General features: G+C 71.2%; 13 protein-coding genes and 1 pseudogene. 12 read left to right on the top strand and 2 right to left on the bottom strand.

What is annotated here, in order from left to right; all coding sequences use genetic code 11:
- Positions 1 to 331: 331 nt before the first annotated feature.
- Positions 332 to 1,165 (bottom strand): HAD family hydrolase, encoded by an 834-nt coding sequence (locus tag ADK57_RS15745; protein WP_053750078.1) that lies wholly within the window; start codon positions 1,163 to 1,165, stop codon positions 332 to 334.
- A gap of 567 nt (positions 1,166 to 1,732) precedes the next feature.
- Between ADK57_RS15745 and ssd the strand changes: the two genes are divergently transcribed.
- From ssd to ADK57_RS47370, 7 genes and pseudogenes are all read left to right on the top strand, one after another.
- Positions 1,733 to 2,845 (top strand): septum site-determining protein Ssd, encoded by a 1,113-nt coding sequence (gene ssd / locus ADK57_RS15740; RefSeq protein ID WP_053750077.1) that lies wholly within the window; start codon positions 1,733 to 1,735, stop codon positions 2,843 to 2,845.
- A gap of 143 nt (positions 2,846 to 2,988) precedes the next feature.
- Positions 2,989 to 4,227 carry a TadA family conjugal transfer-associated ATPase gene (locus ADK57_RS15735; protein WP_053750136.1) on the top strand — a complete coding sequence of 413 codons (1,239 nt, stop codon included), beginning with the start codon at positions 2,989 to 2,991 and terminating at the stop codon, positions 4,225 to 4,227.
- Positions 4,211 to 5,233 carry a type II secretion system F family protein gene (locus ADK57_RS15730; protein WP_234390215.1) on the top strand — a complete coding sequence of 341 codons (1,023 nt, stop codon included), beginning with the start codon at positions 4,211 to 4,213 and terminating at the stop codon, positions 5,231 to 5,233. Before ADK57_RS15735 ends, ADK57_RS15730 begins: the two co-directional genes overlap by 17 nt.
- Before the next feature lie 115 nt (positions 5,234 to 5,348).
- Positions 5,349 to 6,140 (top strand): type II secretion system F family protein, encoded by a 792-nt coding sequence (locus ADK57_RS15725; RefSeq protein WP_053750076.1) that lies wholly within the window; start codon positions 5,349 to 5,351, stop codon positions 6,138 to 6,140.
- Positions 6,141 to 6,241: 101 nt separating this feature from the next.
- Positions 6,242 to 6,451 carry a DUF4244 domain-containing protein gene (locus ADK57_RS15720; RefSeq protein ID WP_053750075.1) on the top strand — a complete coding sequence of 70 codons (210 nt, stop codon included), beginning with the start codon at positions 6,242 to 6,244 and terminating at the stop codon, positions 6,449 to 6,451.
- A complete protein-coding gene (locus ADK57_RS15715) occupies positions 6,438 to 6,818 on the top strand; it encodes a TadE family type IV pilus minor pilin (RefSeq protein WP_053750074.1) in 381 nt (126 codons plus the stop codon). Before ADK57_RS15720 ends, ADK57_RS15715 begins: the two co-directional genes overlap by 14 nt.
- Positions 6,815 to 7,111 (top strand): annotated as a pseudogene (locus ADK57_RS47370) (Rv3654c family TadE-like protein); the annotation flags it as partial. The gene ADK57_RS15715 and the pseudogene ADK57_RS47370, both read left to right, overlap by 4 nt.
- Before the next feature lie 40 nt (positions 7,112 to 7,151).
- Here ADK57_RS47370 and ADK57_RS15710 read toward each other — a convergent pair.
- Positions 7,152 to 9,734, bottom strand: a complete 2,583-nt coding sequence (locus ADK57_RS15710) for a DEAD/DEAH box helicase (protein ID WP_234390203.1) — start codon at positions 9,732 to 9,734, stop codon at positions 7,152 to 7,154.
- 82 nt (positions 9,735 to 9,816) lie between these two features.
- On the opposite strand from ADK57_RS15710, the gene bldG reads away from it, so the two are divergent.
- The 5 genes from bldG to ADK57_RS15685 all read left to right on the top strand — a co-directional run bounded on the left by bldG (position 9,817) and on the right by ADK57_RS15685 (position 15,802).
- A complete protein-coding gene (gene bldG / locus ADK57_RS15705; protein WP_024885807.1) occupies positions 9,817 to 10,158 on the top strand; it encodes an anti-sigma factor antagonist BldG in 342 nt (113 codons plus the stop codon).
- 116 nt (positions 10,159 to 10,274) lie between these two features.
- Positions 10,275 to 10,712: an ATP-binding protein gene (locus ADK57_RS15700; protein ID WP_053750072.1), complete on the top strand. Its 438-nt coding sequence runs from the start codon at positions 10,275 to 10,277 to the stop codon at positions 10,710 to 10,712.
- Between the two features lie 319 nt (positions 10,713 to 11,031).
- Positions 11,032 to 13,437 carry a sodium-translocating pyrophosphatase gene (locus ADK57_RS15695; RefSeq protein WP_053750071.1) on the top strand — a complete coding sequence of 802 codons (2,406 nt, stop codon included), beginning with the start codon at positions 11,032 to 11,034 and terminating at the stop codon, positions 13,435 to 13,437.
- A 195-nt stretch (positions 13,438 to 13,632) separates the two neighbouring features.
- Positions 13,633 to 14,223 carry a small secreted protein gene (locus tag ADK57_RS15690; protein ID WP_053750070.1) on the top strand — a complete coding sequence of 197 codons (591 nt, stop codon included), beginning with the start codon at positions 13,633 to 13,635 and terminating at the stop codon, positions 14,221 to 14,223.
- 58 nt (positions 14,224 to 14,281) lie between these two features.
- On the top strand, positions 14,282 to 15,802 hold the full coding sequence (locus ADK57_RS15685) for a DUF7059 domain-containing protein (protein ID WP_053750069.1): 1,521 nt from the start codon (positions 14,282 to 14,284) through the stop codon (positions 15,800 to 15,802).
- Positions 15,803 to 15,961: the final 159 nt, after the last annotated feature.

Here is a 15,961-nt window from a genome sequence, read left to right as displayed (position 1 = left end):
CTCGGGAAAGGGATGCGGCGGTACGAGGATTCGTACCGCCGCTGGCATGTCCACCGGGGTACCAAGCGTCCTCGAATATTGCCCATCAGGTCGGGAACTTTGCCCGTCACCTGGTGCGGCTGGCCCGTAATCGACGGGTCGACGTCGCGTGGGTGCCCGGTGTTCATGCTCGGTCCGTGGGGCCAAATGCGTTCTTAAGGTGATCCTTTCGGATGTCCTTGGTCTCGCGGGCCGTTAACCCCTTTGTACTCCAGGACCGGAGCAAGCGGAAGCCCAGGCTGCACTTCTTTACTATTGGGATCAAACAGACATTAGGCGAGTGTCGGCCTGGTCAGGCCGGAGCTGGACGGCGCCGGCTCGCGTACCAGACAAGGCCCGCGGTGGCCGCCGCGGCGCCTATCGCCGCGACCGCGACGAGCGCCGGACGGGGCGGTACCGAGAAGGCGGGGAGCCGCTTCTTGAGCCGGACCGGCCGGTGGAAATCGAGAATCGGCCACCCGCGCGCGAGTGCCTCACGGCGCAGTGTGCGGTCGGGATTCACCGCATGGGGGTGACCGACGGACCTCAGCATCGGCAGGTCGGTCGCCGAGTCGCTGTAGGCGTAGCAGCGCGAGAGGTCGTACCCCTCGGACTCGGCCAGTTCCTTGATCGCCTCGGCCTTCGTCGGGCCGTACGCGTAGTACTCCACCTCCCCCGTGAAGCAGCCGTCGTCGCCCACGACCATGCGGGTGGCCACCACGCGGTCCGCGCCGAGCATCTCGCCGATCGGCTCGACCACCTCGGCGCCCGAGGTGGACACGATGACGACGTCGCGCCCGGCGGTGTGGTGCTCCTCGATGAGGGAGGCGGCCTCGTCGTAGATGATCGGGTCGATGAGCTCGTGGAGCGTCTCGGCGACGATCTCCTTGACCTGCTGGACGTTCCAGCCGCGCACGAGCGCGGACAGGTACTCGCGCGTACGCTCCATCTGGTCGTGGTCCATGCCGCCCACGAGGAAGACGAACTGGGCATATGCGGTACGCAAGGCGGCCCTGCGGTTGATCAGGCCGCCTTGGTAGAAGGACTTGCTGAAGGTGAGCGTGCTCGACTTCGCAATGACCGTCTTGTCCAGGTCAAAGAAGGCCGCTGTGCGGGGCAAGGAGTGGTTTTCCACAGCCCCGAGCATAGGCGCAGCCCATTCGGCGTAAGGTGGGCGCGTGGGTTTGCCTGAGAGGGCTCTCGGGTACACCATGGAAGTCACGGATCGTTCGCGACCGTGCTAACGCGGTCCGGCTCCTCCCCCCCCCCCGAGTCGGCCGTGAAGGCGACCCCCGCTCTCCCCCCCGGCGGGGGTCGTCGCATGTCCGGGTGGGTTTTCCTTTTTCTGTGCGCGGCCGCAGGGTCGTGGTGAGGCGGCTGCGGTCGCCTCTTTCGCATGCTCATGATCCGTCACTGTGTGTAGCTGGAGCGCTGCTCTGCGGATGTCGCACAGGGGGTGGTACAGGGGTCACCGGTATGGGTGACGGTGATATTCACAGCCGTCGAGTTGTCCACAGTTATCGACCAAGATCCACAAGATTTCCGCGAACGCTGCACCGTGATTCCCACGCGCCCGGCTCGCATCGAGTTCATGGCCGGTTCCGGTTACTCGGACGCGTTTGGCCGGTCCGTATCGGCCGTTCATATGGAGGCCGGTTGCCGGTTCTTCACACGTTTGGGAATCGCGGGGCCGTGGTGGCGCCGCGGAAGGGGGATGGACACCGTGGCCGCAGCCGTCACACACGATCCGCCGCCCGCCGCCGGAGGGCGGCAGGGCAAGCCGTTGATCGTCACGGAAGACGCCGACCTGCTCGACGACCTGCTGCGCCTGTGCGCGGCAGCCGGCGCCACACCCGAGGTCCACCACGGGATGCCGGACAACAGAGGCAGTTGGGAGGCCGCACCGCTCGTGCTGGTCGGCGACGACGCCGCACGGCGCGTGCGTGGGGCCGTACGCAGGCGCGGAGTGGTGCTGGTCGGCCGCGACCAGGACGATTCCGGTGTCTGGCAGCGGGCCGTCGAGATCGGTGCCGACCACGTCCTGATGCTGCCCGACGGCGAGCAGTGGCTGGTCGACCGCATCGCCGACGTGGCCGAGGGCATCGGCCGGCCCGCCCTCACCGTCGGCGTCATCGGCGGCCGGGGCGGGGCGGGAGCATCCACGCTCGCCTGCGCTCTTGCCGTCACCTCCGCGCGCGAGGGACTGCGCACGCTCCTCGTGGACGCCGATCCGCTGGGCGGCGGACTCGACGTACTTCTCGGCGGTGAGAGTGCCGAAGGCCTGCGCTGGCCCGCGTTCGCCGCCTCGCGCGGACGGGTCGGCGGCGGCGCCCTGGAGGAGTCGCTGCCGCGACTGCACTCGCTGCGGGTGCTCAGCTGGGACCGTGGCGACTGCGTCGCCGTCCCGCCCCAGGCCGTGCGGGCGGTGCTCGCCGCGGCCCGGCGCCGGGGCGGCACGGTCGTCGTCGACCTGCCGCGCCGCATCGACGACGGGGTCGCCGAGGTCCTCGCCCAACTCGACGTGGGGCTCCTCGTGGTCCCCGCGGAGCTGCGTGCCGTGGCCGCGGCGGGCCGGGTGGCCTCCGCCGTCGGCATGGTCCTGCGCGACCTGCGGGTCGCCGTCCGCGGGCCGTACACACCGGGGCTCGACGACCGCGAGGTGGCCCGGCTGCTCGGACTGCCCCTGGCCGGCGAGGTGCCCGTGGAGTCCGCGCTGCAGCGGTCGCACGGGAGCAGGACACCTCCCGGCGCGGCCGCACGGGGCCCGCTCGCGCGCTTCTGCAAGGAGTTCTGGGAGCGGGCCTTGGTGGAGGCGGGTGCCGCGTGAGTACGTACTCCGGACCGGAGCGGGGCGTGGAGCCGGGTGGTGGCTCGGCGAGCGGGGTGGCCGACCGGTGGCCGTCCGGCGGGACGGTTTCCGAGCGACGGCTGTCCGGTGGCGCCGCGGCCGCTCTGGCGGGCGGCGCCGACATGACGCCGGGATTGCTCGACGGGGTGCGGCAGTGGCTGGTCGAGAGCGGGGCCGAACCGACCCCCGCGCGCGTGGCGCAGGCGTTGCGGGAGCAGGGGCGGGTGCTCGGGGACGCGGAAGTCCTCGGCGCGGCCGAGCAGTTGCGCTCCGAGCTGGTCGGCAGCGGACCGCTGGAACCGCTGCTCGCCGACCCGTCGGTGACCGACGTACTGGTGTCGGCCCCCGACCGGGTCTGGGTGGACCGGGGCGGCGGCCTGGAACTGACCTCCGTCTCCTTCTCGGATGCGGCTGCCGTACGTCGGCTCGCGCAGCGCCTGGCCGCGGTGGCCGGACGCCGACTCGACGACGCCCGGCCCTGGGTGGACGCCCGGCTGCCCGACGGGACCCGGCTGCACGCGGTGCTGCCTCCGGTCGCCGTCGGCTGTGCCTGCCTGTCCCTGCGGGTCGTACGGCCGCGCGCGTTCACACTCGACGAACTCGTGGTGGCCGGCACGGTGCCGCCGGGCGGGGACCGGGTACTGCGGGCGCTGCTTCGAGCGCGGCTGTCCTTCCTCATCAGCGGCGGCACGGGCACCGGCAAGACGACGTTGCTGAGCGCCCTGCTGGGGCTCGTCGGTCCGGACGAGCGGATCGTGCTCGCCGAGGACTCCGCGGAGCTCAGGCCGGACCACCCGCACGTCGTACGGCTGGAGAGCAGACCCGCCAACCAGGAGGGCGCAGGCCTCGTCACGCTCCAGGACCTGGTCCGCCAGGCGCTGCGGATGCGACCGGACCGGCTGGTCGTCGGCGAGGTGCGCGGGCCCGAAGTGGTCCATCTGCTGGCCGCGTTGAACACCGGCCACGAGGGCGGCTGCGGAACCGTGCACGCGAACGCGGCCGCCGACGTGCCGGCCCGGCTGGAGGCGCTGGGTACGGCGGCCGGGCTCGACCGGGCGGCCCTGCACAGCCAGTTGGCGGCCGCTCTGTCGGTCGTACTCCACCTCGTACGTGACCGGGCCGGGCGGCGGCGGATCGCCGAGGTGCATGTGCTGGAACGGGATCCGTCGGGGCTGGTGCGGACGGTGCCGGCGCTGCGGTGGGGGGCTCAGGGGTTTGCGTCTGAGCGGGGGTGGGAGCGGTTGCGAGGCCTGCTTCGGGAGGAGTGCGGCTCGTGCGAGGCGGGAGCGGAGTGCGGCAGGTGCTTTGGGCGCCTCGAAGGCGGGTCGAGGAAGGGACGCGGTGGTGAACGGGACGGGTGAGATGTCGGTGGGGGCTGCAGTGGCGTGCGCGGGGGCTGCTGTCTGGCTGCTCGGTGGGCGGCACCCTGGCGCGCGGCGGGCGCGACTGCTGCTCGCGGGCGGCGGAGTGGTGGCGACCGGTCCGCCCACGTGGCGGCACCTGGCCGAAGGGCTGCGGCGGATCCGGGGGCGGCTGCGCCCCGAGTGGTGGGCGGTGGCCGTCGGGCTGGTGCTGGCGGTGCTGGGTTCCTCCGTGCTGCCGGTCGTCGCGGGGGCGGCCGGGGTGCCGTTACTGCGGCGGATGCGGCTGGCGAGGGAGGCACGGCGCGCGCGGGAGGGTCGCGGGAACGCGGTGATCGCTCTGTGTGGGGCGCTGGCGGGGGAGGTGCGGGCCGGGCGGCAGCCGGGGGAGGCGCTGCTGCGGGCGGTGCGCGAGGCCTGCGGGGGTGAGCTGGCCGGTGCAGGTCGTTCCGGCGGCGGGCTCGGAGACGGGGAGGCGGTCCGGTGGGGCCCCAGAGGGCTCGGTGACGCGCAGGCCGTGGTTCGGGACGCCGACGGGGTGGGGGACGCGCAGGAGACGGCGCGGGACTCCGGCGGGCTCGGTGATGCTCAGGCGGCGGTGTTGGCGGCGGCGCGGTTTGGCGGTGATGTACCGGCCGCGCTTGCTCTTGCCGCGCGGCAACCGGGTGCCGAGGGGCTGTTGGGGCTTGCGGCGTGTTGGCGCGTCGCGGTCGACCAGGGGGCGGGCCTCGCGGCCGGACTCGACCGGCTCGAAGGGGCGTTGCGCGCCGAGCGTGATCAACGGGCTGATCTTCGCGCTCAGCTGGCAGGTGCCAGGTCGACGGCGGTGATGCTCGCCGGCCTGCCGGTCCTGGGTCTCGCCCTCGGTACGGCCCTTGGGGCGGACCCGCTGCACGTGCTGCTGCACACCGGGGCGGGGCTGGGGTGCCTGCTGGTCGGCGGCCTGTTGGAGGGGCTGGGGATGTGGTGGGCGATGCGGATCGTGCGGGCAGCGGAGGCGGTGTGAGGGATGCGGCCGGGGGTGGTGCGTGGGGCGCACGGGGCGGCTGGGCGGGCCTGGGCCGAGGAGCAGGCGTGGTCGTAAGCGGAATCGGCAGAGGTCTGGGTTAGGAGGCGGCGGCGTGAGTGCGGAAGTTGTCCACAGGCTGGGGGTGACTGTGGGGGTGGTGCTTGTCCTCGGGTGGCTGGTGCGGTGGCTGGAGTCGGTGCGGCGGGAGCGGAGGGTGCGGCGGCGGTTGGCCGAGCTGCTGCCGGCGGTGTGGGAGACGTCTGAAAAGCCGCGCATCGAGGTGCGGGACATCGTTCGGCGGTGGCTGCCGATGGTGGGGGTGGCGTGTGCCGGGTGGGGTCTTGTCGGTGGGTTCGCCGGTGTGGCGGTTGGGCTGGCTGCCGCGGTCGGGTTGTGGCGGTGGCGGCTTCGGCAGGCGGCGTCCGGGGCCGAGGCGGATTACGACGCCGCCCGGGAGGCGGCTCGTCAACTGCCGCTCGCTGCCGATCTCTTGGCCGCCTGCATCGCGGCGGGCGCAGGTCCGGTGATCGCGGCGCAGGCGGTGGGCGAAGCCCTGGGCGGCCCCGTCGGAGAAGGACTGGCGCGGGGCGCGGCGGAGGTACGGCTCGGCGGTGAACCGGGCGAGGCATGGCGAAGGCTCGCCTCGACCCCGGGAGCCGGCACCCTGGCGCGGCTCCTGGAACGGGCCGGCGTCTCCGGGCTCCCCGCGTCCGGGCCGGTCGCCAGGCTCGCTGCGGACGCCCGCGCCGACTGGACGCGCGAGGCGACGGCACGGGCACGGCGGGCGGCCGTCATGGTCACCGCGCCGGTCGGGCTGTGCTTCCTGCCCGCGTTCATCGCGGTCGGAGTCCTGCCCGTAGTGATCGGGCTGGCGGGCGGGGCGCTGGGAGGGGGTGGTGGATGAAGAAGGGCGGGAGCGACGGCAAGTAGGCGGCGTGGGCAGCGAGTGCCGACGCAAGGCAAGCAGGCAACCGGTCAACGGAACGGATCCTCACGGGGGTTGAGATGTACAAGGCGGTACGGGCACGGCTGTGTGCCCTGGTGTGCAGGGCGCGGTCGGCGCGGAGGGACGCGGGGATGGTCACTTCCGAGTACGCGATGGGGATCGTCGCGGCGGTGGCGTTCGCGGTGGTCCTCTACAAGGTGGTGACGAGTGGTCAGGTCAGCGCGGAGCTGCAGAGCATCGTGAAGCGGGCCCTCGATGCGCAGATGTGAGCGGAAGGCGGACCATGGGTTCGTCACGGCGGAGTCGGCCATGGTGCTGCCCGTGCTGGTGATCTTCGCGATGGCGCTGGTGTGGGGGCTGCTCGTGGTGGCCGCACAGATCCAGTGTGTGGACGCGGCGCGGACCGGCGCCCGCGCTGCGGCCCGTCAGGACCCGGCCGACGCGGTCGTCGAGATCACCCGTCAGACGGCACCGCGCGACGCGAAGGTCACCGTCAGCCGGGAGGGGGACAGGGTTCGCGTGGCGGTCGTGGCGAAGCCGCCGGCGCTGCACGGTCTGCCCTTCGAGGTACGGGAGGAGGCCGTGGCGTTGGCGGAGGAGACGGTGGTGGAGGAGACGGTGGGGGAGGGGAGGTGAGCGGCCGTTCGCAGCGGGCGGGGCCCGTCCTCTGGCGGTCCGACCGTGGCTCCGCCACCGTATGGAGCGTCGGTGCGATCGCCGTGCTGTGCGTGGTGTTCGGTGTCGTCCTCGCCATGGGGCAGGCCGTCGTGATCCGGCATCGCGCGGCCGGCGGTGCGGATCTCGCGGCACTGGCGGCGGCGGACCACTGGGCGGACGGCGGCACGGCGGCCTGCGCCCGCGCGGACCGGGTGGCGCGAGCCCAGGGCACGCGGCTTGTGCGGTGCGTGATCGTGGGCGAGACCTCGGACGTGACGGCGGCGTCTGGGCGTGGGCCGTTCGCGGCGGAGGTCAGGGCACGGGCGGGGCCTGCGGGGCCTGCGGGGTCTGTGGAGCCTGTGGGGCCTGTGGAGCCGCCGGCTCCGTCGGCGCCTTCTGCCCCTCCGGCGCCCCGCGGCCCAGCGGCGCCCCCTGCGCCGCCTCCTCCCCAGGCGCTCCCCGCAACAGCACCGTGAGCAACCGCACCGCCCCCCTCTTGTGCAGCGGGTCATTGCCGTTGCCGCACTTGGGGGACTGGATGCAGGACGGGCAGCCGGAGTCGCACTCGCAGGAGGCGATGGCCTGGCGGGTGGCGGTGAGCCACTCGCGGGCGGTGTGGAAGGCGCGCTCCGCGAAGCCCGCGCCGCCGGGATGGCCGTCGTAGACGAAGACGGTCGGGAGGAGCGTGTCGGGGTGCAGCGGGACGGACACCCCGCCGATGTCCCAGCGGTCGCAGGTGGCGAAGAGGGGCAGCATGCCGATCGACGCGTGCTCGGCGGCGTGCAGGGCGCCGCCCAGGATCTCCGGGTTGATGCGGGCGGCGTCCAGCTGGTCCTCGGTGACCGTCCACCACACGGCACGCGTGCGCAGCGTACGAGGAGGGAGGTCGAGTTTCGTCTCGCCCAGTACTTCACCGGTGATGAGTCGTCGACGCAGGAAGGAGACCACTTGGTTGGTGACCTCGACGGAGCCGTAGCACAGTCGCCCGTCGCCCCACGGGATCTCGACGTCCGTCTCCAGGACGGAGATGGATGTGGTGTCGCGGGCGACCGTCGAATACGAGGGGCTCGCCTGTTCGACCAGGGCGACCGAGTCCTCCAGGTCCAGTGAGCGCACCAGGTAGGTACGGCCCTGGTGCAGGTGCACGGCGCCTTCGTGCACGGTCGAGTGAGCGGCGCCTTCGTCGACCGTGCCCAGCAGACGGCCCGTGCCGGCCTCGACGACCTGGACCGGCCGGCCGCCCTCCCCGCGGATGTCGGTGAGGTCGGCGGCCCGCTCCCGGCGGGTCCAGTGCCAGGCCTTCGTACGGCGGCGCAGCAGCTTCGCGGCCTCCAGCTGCGGGAGCAGGTCCTCGCACGCGGGGCCGAACAGCTGCAAGTCCTCCTCCGTCAACGGCAGTTCGGCGGCGGCCGCGCACAGGTGCGGGGCGAGCACGTACGGGTTGTCGGGGTCGAGGACCGTGGACTCGACGGGCTGGTCGAACAGGGCCTCGGGATGGTGGACGAGGTAGGTGTCCAGCGGGTCGTCGCGGGCGACCAGGATGGCGAGGGCCCCCTGGCCCGAGCGGCCCGCCCGGCCCGCCTGCTGCCACAGGGACGCGCGCGTGCCCGGGTAGCCCGCGATGAGGACGGCGTCCAGGCCGGAGACGTCGATGCCGAGTTCGAGCGCGGTCGTCGCGGCGAGGCCGAGGAGCTCGCCGGAATGAAGCGCCTGTTCGAGGGCGCGGCGTTCCTCGGGGAGGTAGCCGCCGCGGTACGCCGCGACACGCCGGGCCAGCGAGCGGTCCACTTCGGCGAGGCGTTCCTGGGCGATCACCGAGATGAGTTCGGCGCCGCGCCGGGAGCGCACGAAGGCGACCGTGCGGACGCCCTGGACCGCGAGGTCGGTCAGCAGGTCGGCGGTCTCGGCGGTGGCGGTGCGGCGGACGGGCGCGCCCTTCTCGCCCTGCATCTCGGTGAGCGGGGGCTCCCAGAGGGCGAACACCAGTGCGCCGCGAGGGGAGGCGTCGTCGGCGACCTCGACCACCGGGAGGCCGGTGAGACGCCCGGCGGCCACCGAGGGCCGGGCGGCGGTCGCGGAGGCCAGCAGGAACACGGGGGAGGCGCCGTAGCGGGCGCAGAGGCGGCGCAGGCGGCGCAGCACCTGGGCGACGTGGGAGCCGAAGACGCCGCGGTAGGTGTGGCACTCGTCGATGACGACGTACTTCAGCGATTTCAGGAAGGAGGACCAGCGGGGGTGGGACGGGAGTATGCCCCGGTGCAGCATGTCGGGGTTGGTGAGGACGTAGTTGGCGTACTGGCGGACCCACTCGCGTTCTTCGACCGGCGTGTCGCCGTCGTACACCGCGGGACGCACGGAGTGGCCGAGCGGTTGTGAAAGTTCCTTCACGGAGCGGCACTGATCCGCCGCGAGGGCCTTCGTGGGGGCCAGGTAGAGGGCGGTGGCGCCGCGGCCGTTCGGAGCCTCGGAGCCGTCCAGGAGCGTCGACAGGACCGGGACGAGGTACGCCAGGGACTTGCCGGAGGCCGTACCGGTGGCGACGACCACGGATTCGCCGTCCAGGGCGTGCTCGGCCGCGCGGGCCTGATGGGCCCAGGGGTGCTCGATGCCGCAGGCCTGCACCGCGGCGATGACCTCCGAACGGATCCGGTCCGGCCAGACGGCATGCCGACCCTCACGTGGGGGCAAGTGCTCCGTATGAGTGATGCGCGAAGACCGGCTCGGTCCCGCGGCGAGCCGGTCCAGGACCGTGCCCGGCGAGAGCCGGGAGACGGGCTGCGCCGAGGGTCGATCGGTTCGGTGATTCTTGGCCATCGGCACCGAGTGTGTCACTGGCGTGACGGACAATGGGACCAAGGCGTCGTGCACGCCTGCCGGTAAGTGATTGAATGCCATCGCGGCTGGCGAACCGTCCTGGGGGCTTCAAGCCGAGGTGTCCCATGGGGCGACCGCTCGATAGCAAGGTGCTGGAGGATCCGTGGACCTGTCTCTGTCGACCGAGACCATCGGCGATCGCACGATCGTCAGGGTCGGTGGCGAAATCGACGTATATACCGCGCCCAAGCTGCGCGAGCAGCTGGTCGAGCTGGTGAATGACGGCAGTTTCCACCTTGTCGTCGACATGGAGGGCGTGGACTTCCTCGACTCCACCGGGCTCGGCGTGCTGGTCGGCGGACTGAAGCGGGTGCGTGCCCATGAGGGCTCGCTGCGCCTGGTCTGCAACCAGGAGCGCATTCTGAAGATTTTCCGTATCACCGGTCTCACCAAGGTGTTCCCGATTCACACCTCGGTCGAGGAAGCGGTGGCGGCAACCGACTGACCACCGATCCGGGTGCGGACACCCGTCCGCACCCGGGACGGCAGAAGTTGACAAGGGGGTCCGGGCGTCGGCAGTCCGGTCCCCCGACAGCACGCCCGTAGTTCCGAGGGGGATGCATGGCCACCGTTGAACTCCGCTTCAGCGCGCTGCCCGAGCACGTCCGGACCGCCCGACTGGTGGCGGCAGCGGTGGCGCGCAGGGCCGGAGTGGACGAGGCCGTCCTCGACGAGGTCAGACTCGCTGTCGGCGAGGCCTGTTCCCGTGCCGTCGGACTGCACCAGAACGTCGGCATCACGGCGCCCGTGAAGGTGGTGCTGATCGAGGAGGAGAAACAGTTCTCCATCGAGGTCGGCGACGAGGCGCCGCGCCACGCTCCCGGCGACCGGGCACCTGGTGTCGCCGGCGAGGACCCGGACGCCGAGATCGAGGAGGACGAGATGGGCCTCGCGGTCATCAGCGGCCTCGTCGACGACGTGGAGGTCACCGCCGGGGAACACGGCGGATCGATCCGTATGACCTGGCCGACCACACCGTCGGTCGCGGTGATTCCCTGACGATCCGTTCCGCACACATCACGTCGTACCCGAAGGGCCCTACTCGTTAGGGCCCTTCGGCATGTCATCCCGCGGCACGCGAGCCTACAGTGGTTTCACGCGATGCAACTCGTGAAGGAATTCACGATCGATCGTGCAGTAATTCGATCAGTACCAATGGTTTCGAGGCATTACCGCTTTCAGGCTCCGTGGCCTGTGGACGATCATTTGCCGCGGGTGCGGGAAGACTATTTTGGTTTCCCGCGTACTGTTTTGATCAGGAACAGATCTCTAGAATCCGTCCACATCTTGAGCTCAGCCCAAGCGTCAAGGAGGACGAATGGCGGGGCTTTCTTCCCCAGACCAGCTTGACCACTCCACAGCCCTCGCGGCAGCGGTACTGACCGACGGAAACCGAGTCCTGGTGTCGATCATCGGCGTCGTGGCCCTGGCCGCCCTCGTGGTGGCAGGTGTCCTGGTGCGCCAGGTACTCGCGGCGGGCGAGGGCACCGACAGCATGAAGAAGATCGCGACAGCGATCCAGGAGGGCGCGAACGCCTATCTGGCCCGGCAGTTGCGCACGCTCGGCGTATTCGCCGTGGTCGTGTTCTTCCTGCTCATGCTGCTGCCCGCGGACGACTGGAATCAGCGCGCAGGCCGATCGGTGTTCTTCTTGATCGGCGCGGCGTTCTCGGCAGCCACCGGCTATATCGGCATGTGGCTCGCCGTACGGAGCAATGTGCGCGTCGCCGCCGCCGCGCGCGAGGCGACCCCGGCGGCGGGTGAACCGGAAAAGGATCTCACCGCCGTCTCGCACAAAGCCATGAAGATCGCTTTTCGTACGGGCGGCGTCGTCGGCATGTTCACGGTGGGGCTCGGTCTGCTGGGCGCCTCCTGCGTGGTGCTGGTGTACGCGGCCGACGCGCCGAAGGTCCTGGAGGGCTTCGGTCTCGGCGCGGCGCTCATCGCGATGTTCATGCGAGTCGGCGGCGGCATCTTCACCAAGGCCGCCGACGTCGGCGCCGACCTGGTCGGCAAGGTCGAGAAGGGCATTCCGGAGGACGATCCGCGCAATGCCGCGACCATCGCCGACAACGTGGGCGACAACGTCGGCGACTGCGCGGGCATGGCGGCCGACCTCTTCGAGTCGTACGCCGTGACCCTGGTCGCCGCGCTGATCCTCGGCAAGGTGGCCTTCGGCGACGCCGGACTGGCCTTCCCGCTGCTCGTCCCCGCGATCGGCGTGATCACGGCGATGATCGGCATCTTCGCCGTGGCCCCGCGCCGCTCCGACCGCAGCGGCATGTCCGCGATCAACCGCGGCTTCTTCATCTCCGCGGTGATCTCGCTCGTGCTGGTGGCGATCGCCGTCTTCGTCTATCTCCCCGGAAAGTATGCCGACCTCGACGGCGTCACCGACGCGGCGATCCAGGGCAAGAGCGGCGATCCGCGGGTCCTCGCCCTCGTCGCGGTGGCGATCGGCATCCTGCTCGCCGCCGTGATCCAGCAGCTGACCGGCTACTTCACCGAGACCAGCCGCCGACCGGTCAGGGACATCGGCAAGAGCTCGCTGACCGGCCCGGCCACCGTCGTCCTCGCCGGCATCTCGGTCGGGCTCGAATCGGCCGTCTACACCGCCCTGTTGATCGGCCTCGGTGTGTACGGGGCGTTCCTGCTCGGCGGTACGTCCATCATGCTGGCGCTCTTCGCGGTGGCGCTGGCCGGCACCGGCCTGCTCACCACGGTCGGTGTGATCGTCGCGATGGACACCTTCGGGCCGGTCTCCGACAACGCGCAGGGCATCGCGGAGATGTCCGGCGACGTCGAGGGCGCGGGCGCACAGGTGCTCACCAACCTGGACGCCGTCGGCAACACCACCAAGGCCATCACCAAGGGCATCGCCATCGCCACCGCAGTCCTCGCGGCGTCGGCGCTCTTCGGGTCGTACCGTGACGCGATCATCACGGGCGCTCAGGACGTCGGCGAGGAACTGTCCGGCGAAGGCGCGCCGATGACCCTGATGATGGACATCTCCCAGCCCAACAACCTCGTCGGTCTCATCGCGGGCGCGGCGGTCGTCTTCCTCTTCTCGGGGCTCGCGATCAACGCCGTGTCGCGGTCGGCGGGTTCCGTGGTGTACGAGGTGCGGCGGCAGTTCCGCGAGCATCCCGGGATCATGGACTACAGCGAGAAACCGGAGTACGGCAAGGTCGTCGACATCTGCACCAGGGATGCCCTGCGCGAGCTCGCCACGCCCGGACTGCTCGCCGTGTTGGCGCCCATCTTCATCGGGTTCACGCTCGGTGTCGGCGCCCTCGGCTCGTTCCTCGCCGGTGCGATCGGGACGGGCACGCTGATGGCGGTGTTCCTCGCCAACTCCGGTGGGGCGTGGGACAACGCCAAGAAGCTCGTCGAGGACGGCCACCACGGCGGCAAGGGCAGTGAGGCCCACGCCGCCACGGTGATCGGAGACACGGTCGGTGACCCCTTCAAGGACACCGCCGGTCCGGCGATCAACCCTCTGCTGAAGGTGATGAACCTGGTGGCGCTGCTCATCGCGCCCGCGGTCATCCAGTTCAGTTACGGCGACGACGAGAACCTCGGCGTACGGATCGCGATCGCGGTCCTCGCGTTCCTGGTGATCGCGGGCGCGGTCTACGTCTCCAAACGGCGCGGGATCGCCGTGGGTGACGAAGACAACGCCGAGGAGTCGCCCAAGTCGCCTGATCCGGCGGTGGTTTCGTAGAAGGGCTTGCCAGGAGCCCAGCTCACAGGGCGGGCGGGAGGCGCGCGATGTCGTGTCGACCGCCCGCCCTGTTGCGTTCACGCCGTCATCGTGAGCCTTCTCTCGCTTGGTGTAAAAGGCTACAAAACGATAGGAAATGGTCATCCGCCACATGGGTGCGGCCCACATGCCGTGTATGTTCCGGGGCCGAGAGCCATGGAAGGGACCAATCCGGTGAACAAGAAGCTCGCGGCCGCACTGTCCGGCGGTGCGGTACTGGTACTGGCGCTGTCGGGATGCAGCAGTGACGACAGCAGCGAAAAGCTGAACTCCTGGGCCAAGGAGGTCTGCGACGCCGTACAGCCGCAGGCCAAGAAGATCGAGGCAGCCAATGCCGCGATCCAGAAGGAGACCTCGGACAACAGCACCCCGGAAGAGGTCCAGAAGACCGACGCGCAGGCCTTCCAGGACATGTCGGACGCCTACAAGGCGATCGGGGCCGCGGTGACCAAGGCCGGGGCGCCGGACGTCGACAACGGCGAGAAGAAGCAGCAGGACGCCGTCAAGGAGCTCAACGGCCTCTCCACGTCGTACGCCTCCCTGAAGAAGCAGGTCGACGAGCTGGACACGAAGGACCAGGGCAAGTTCGCGGACGGCCTCAAGGACGTCGCCACCGCACTGGACAAGCTGAGCAAGACCGGGAACGACGCCCTGAAGACGCTCGAAGAGGGTGACGTCGGCAAGGCGATGGCCAAGCAGGAGAGCTGCAAGAGCGCGTCCGCCCCGGCGTCGGCGACGACCGGCTGAGGTCCGCGGGGGCCCGCGGGTCGCGTTTCCGCGCCGGTTCGCGGGTCACAATGGGGGCGTGAGTACCTCCAGCCTGCCCGCCCTGCCCGCTTCCGACCGCCCCGAGGTCACCGCCCGGCTCCGGGACGCCCTGCTCGGGGCCTCCTTCACCGCCGACGGGTTGCTCGAGCTGCTCGGTGCGCCCGCGTACGCGGCGCTCGCCCGGAGCGAGACCGTGCCCGCACTCCGGGCGACACGCGGGGACACGCCGCTGGAGACGCTCGTACGGCTGTTCCTGTTGCAGCAGCCCGTGCCGCACGCGCGCGTGGAGGGCGTTCTGCCCGTGGACGACTGCCTGGAGAGCGGGTGGCTGGTTCGCGCCGACGGGGACGAGGTGGCCGCGACCGTGGACGTACGGCCGTACGGCGGGCCCGGCGGCGATGACTGGTTCATCGTGTCCGACCTGGGGTGCGCGGTGGGCGGCGCCGGTGGCATCGGCAATCGGGACGAGGGGGTCGTCCTCGGGGTGGGCGGCGCGTCCACGACGCTGGCCGGCATCACCGTCCGGACGCCCGTCTCCGCGGCGCTCGACCTCGGCACCGGCTCCGGGATCCAGGCACTGCACGCAGCGCAGCACGCCACGCGTGTGACGGCGACCGATCTCAACCCTCGTGCGCTGCACATCACCGCGCTCACGCTGGCGCTGTCCGGCGCGCCCGCCGCCGATCTGCGCGAGGGCTCGCTGTTCGAGCCGGTCCGGGACGACGAGACGTACGACCTGATCGTGTCGAACCCGCCGTTCGTGATCTCGCCGGGCGCCCGGCTGACGTACCGCGACGGCGGGATGGGCGGGGACGATCTGTGCCGCACGCTCGTTCAGCAGGCGGGGGCACGGCTGCGTGAGGGCGGGTTCGCGCAGTTCCTCGCCAACTGGCAGCACGTGGAAGGGGAGGACTGGCAGGACAGACTCAGGTCGTGGGTGCCGCGCGGGTGCGACGCGTGGATCGTGCAGCGCGAGGTGCAGGACGTCACGCAGTACGCCGAACTGTGGCTGCGGGACGCCGGAGACCACCGCGATGACGTGGCCGCGTACCAGGCGCGGTACGACGCGTGGCTGGACGAGTTCGAGGCGCGCAAGGTCAAGGCCCTGGGCTTCGGCTGGATCACGCTGCGCAGGACGGACGCCGCGGTCCCCTCGGTGACGGTGGAGGAGTGGCCGCACCCGGTCGAGCAGCCGCTGGGCGACACGGTCCGGGCGCACTTCGAGCGCCTCGACTACCTGCGGACGCACGACGATGCGGCCCTGCTCGCAGGGCACTTCACGCTCGGCGCCGAGGTCGTCCAGGAACAGGTCGGGCTGCCCGGTGCCGAGGACCCGGAGCACGTGGTGCTGCGCCAGCACCGCGGGATGTGCCGGGCCACCAAGGTGGACACGGTCGGCGCGGGCTTCGCGGGCGTCTGTGACGGCTCGCTGAGTGCGGGCCGCATCCTGGACGCGATCGCCCAACTGGTGGGCGAGGACCCCGTGTTGCTGCGCGACCGTACGCCCGCGCAGATCCGGCTGCTGGTGGAGCAGGGGTTCCTCGACCCGGCCGGGTGACGACCCGGCGACGTCCTTCGCGTCACGCGTGAGGCGTGCGCGCAGCCCTGAGCCGCATGTGTCCGGTCTGGCGGGATTGCTCCGGAAAAGGGCTCCTGTCAGTGGTGCGTGCGAAGCTACCTTCTAGGGACGAACTTCGCGCGTTCTCGGGGGAGGCGC

Source organism: Streptomyces sp. MMG1533 (assembly GCF_001279775.1).
GTDB lineage: Bacteria > Actinomycetota > Actinomycetes > Streptomycetales > Streptomycetaceae > Streptomyces.
This window is presented reverse-complemented; position numbering and strand designations above follow the sequence as displayed.

Excerpts from the sequence above, each read along its gene's own strand:
- ADK57_RS15720 (WP_053750075.1), top strand. The coding sequence starts at position 6,242 with ATGTACAAGGCGGTACGGGCACGGCTGTGTGCCCTGGTGTGCAGGGCG.
- ADK57_RS15695 (WP_053750071.1), top strand. The coding sequence starts at position 11,032 with ATGGCGGGGCTTTCTTCCCCAGACCAGCTTGACCACTCCACAGCCCTC.
- ADK57_RS15710 (WP_234390203.1), bottom strand. The coding sequence starts at position 9,734 with ATGGCATTCAATCACTTACCGGCAGGCGTGCACGACGCCTTGGTCCCA.
- ADK57_RS15735 (WP_053750136.1), top strand. The coding sequence starts at position 2,989 with ATGACGCCGGGATTGCTCGACGGGGTGCGGCAGTGGCTGGTCGAGAGC.
- ssd (WP_053750077.1), top strand. The coding sequence starts at position 1,733 with ATGGACACCGTGGCCGCAGCCGTCACACACGATCCGCCGCCCGCCGCC.
- ADK57_RS15715 (WP_053750074.1), top strand. The coding sequence starts at position 6,438 with ATGCGCAGATGTGAGCGGAAGGCGGACCATGGGTTCGTCACGGCGGAG.
- ADK57_RS15690 (WP_053750070.1), top strand. The coding sequence starts at position 13,633 with ATGGAAGGGACCAATCCGGTGAACAAGAAGCTCGCGGCCGCACTGTCC.
- ADK57_RS15700 (WP_053750072.1), top strand. The coding sequence starts at position 10,275 with ATGGCCACCGTTGAACTCCGCTTCAGCGCGCTGCCCGAGCACGTCCGG.
- ADK57_RS15745 (WP_053750078.1), bottom strand. The coding sequence starts at position 1,165 with ATGCTCGGGGCTGTGGAAAACCACTCCTTGCCCCGCACAGCGGCCTTC.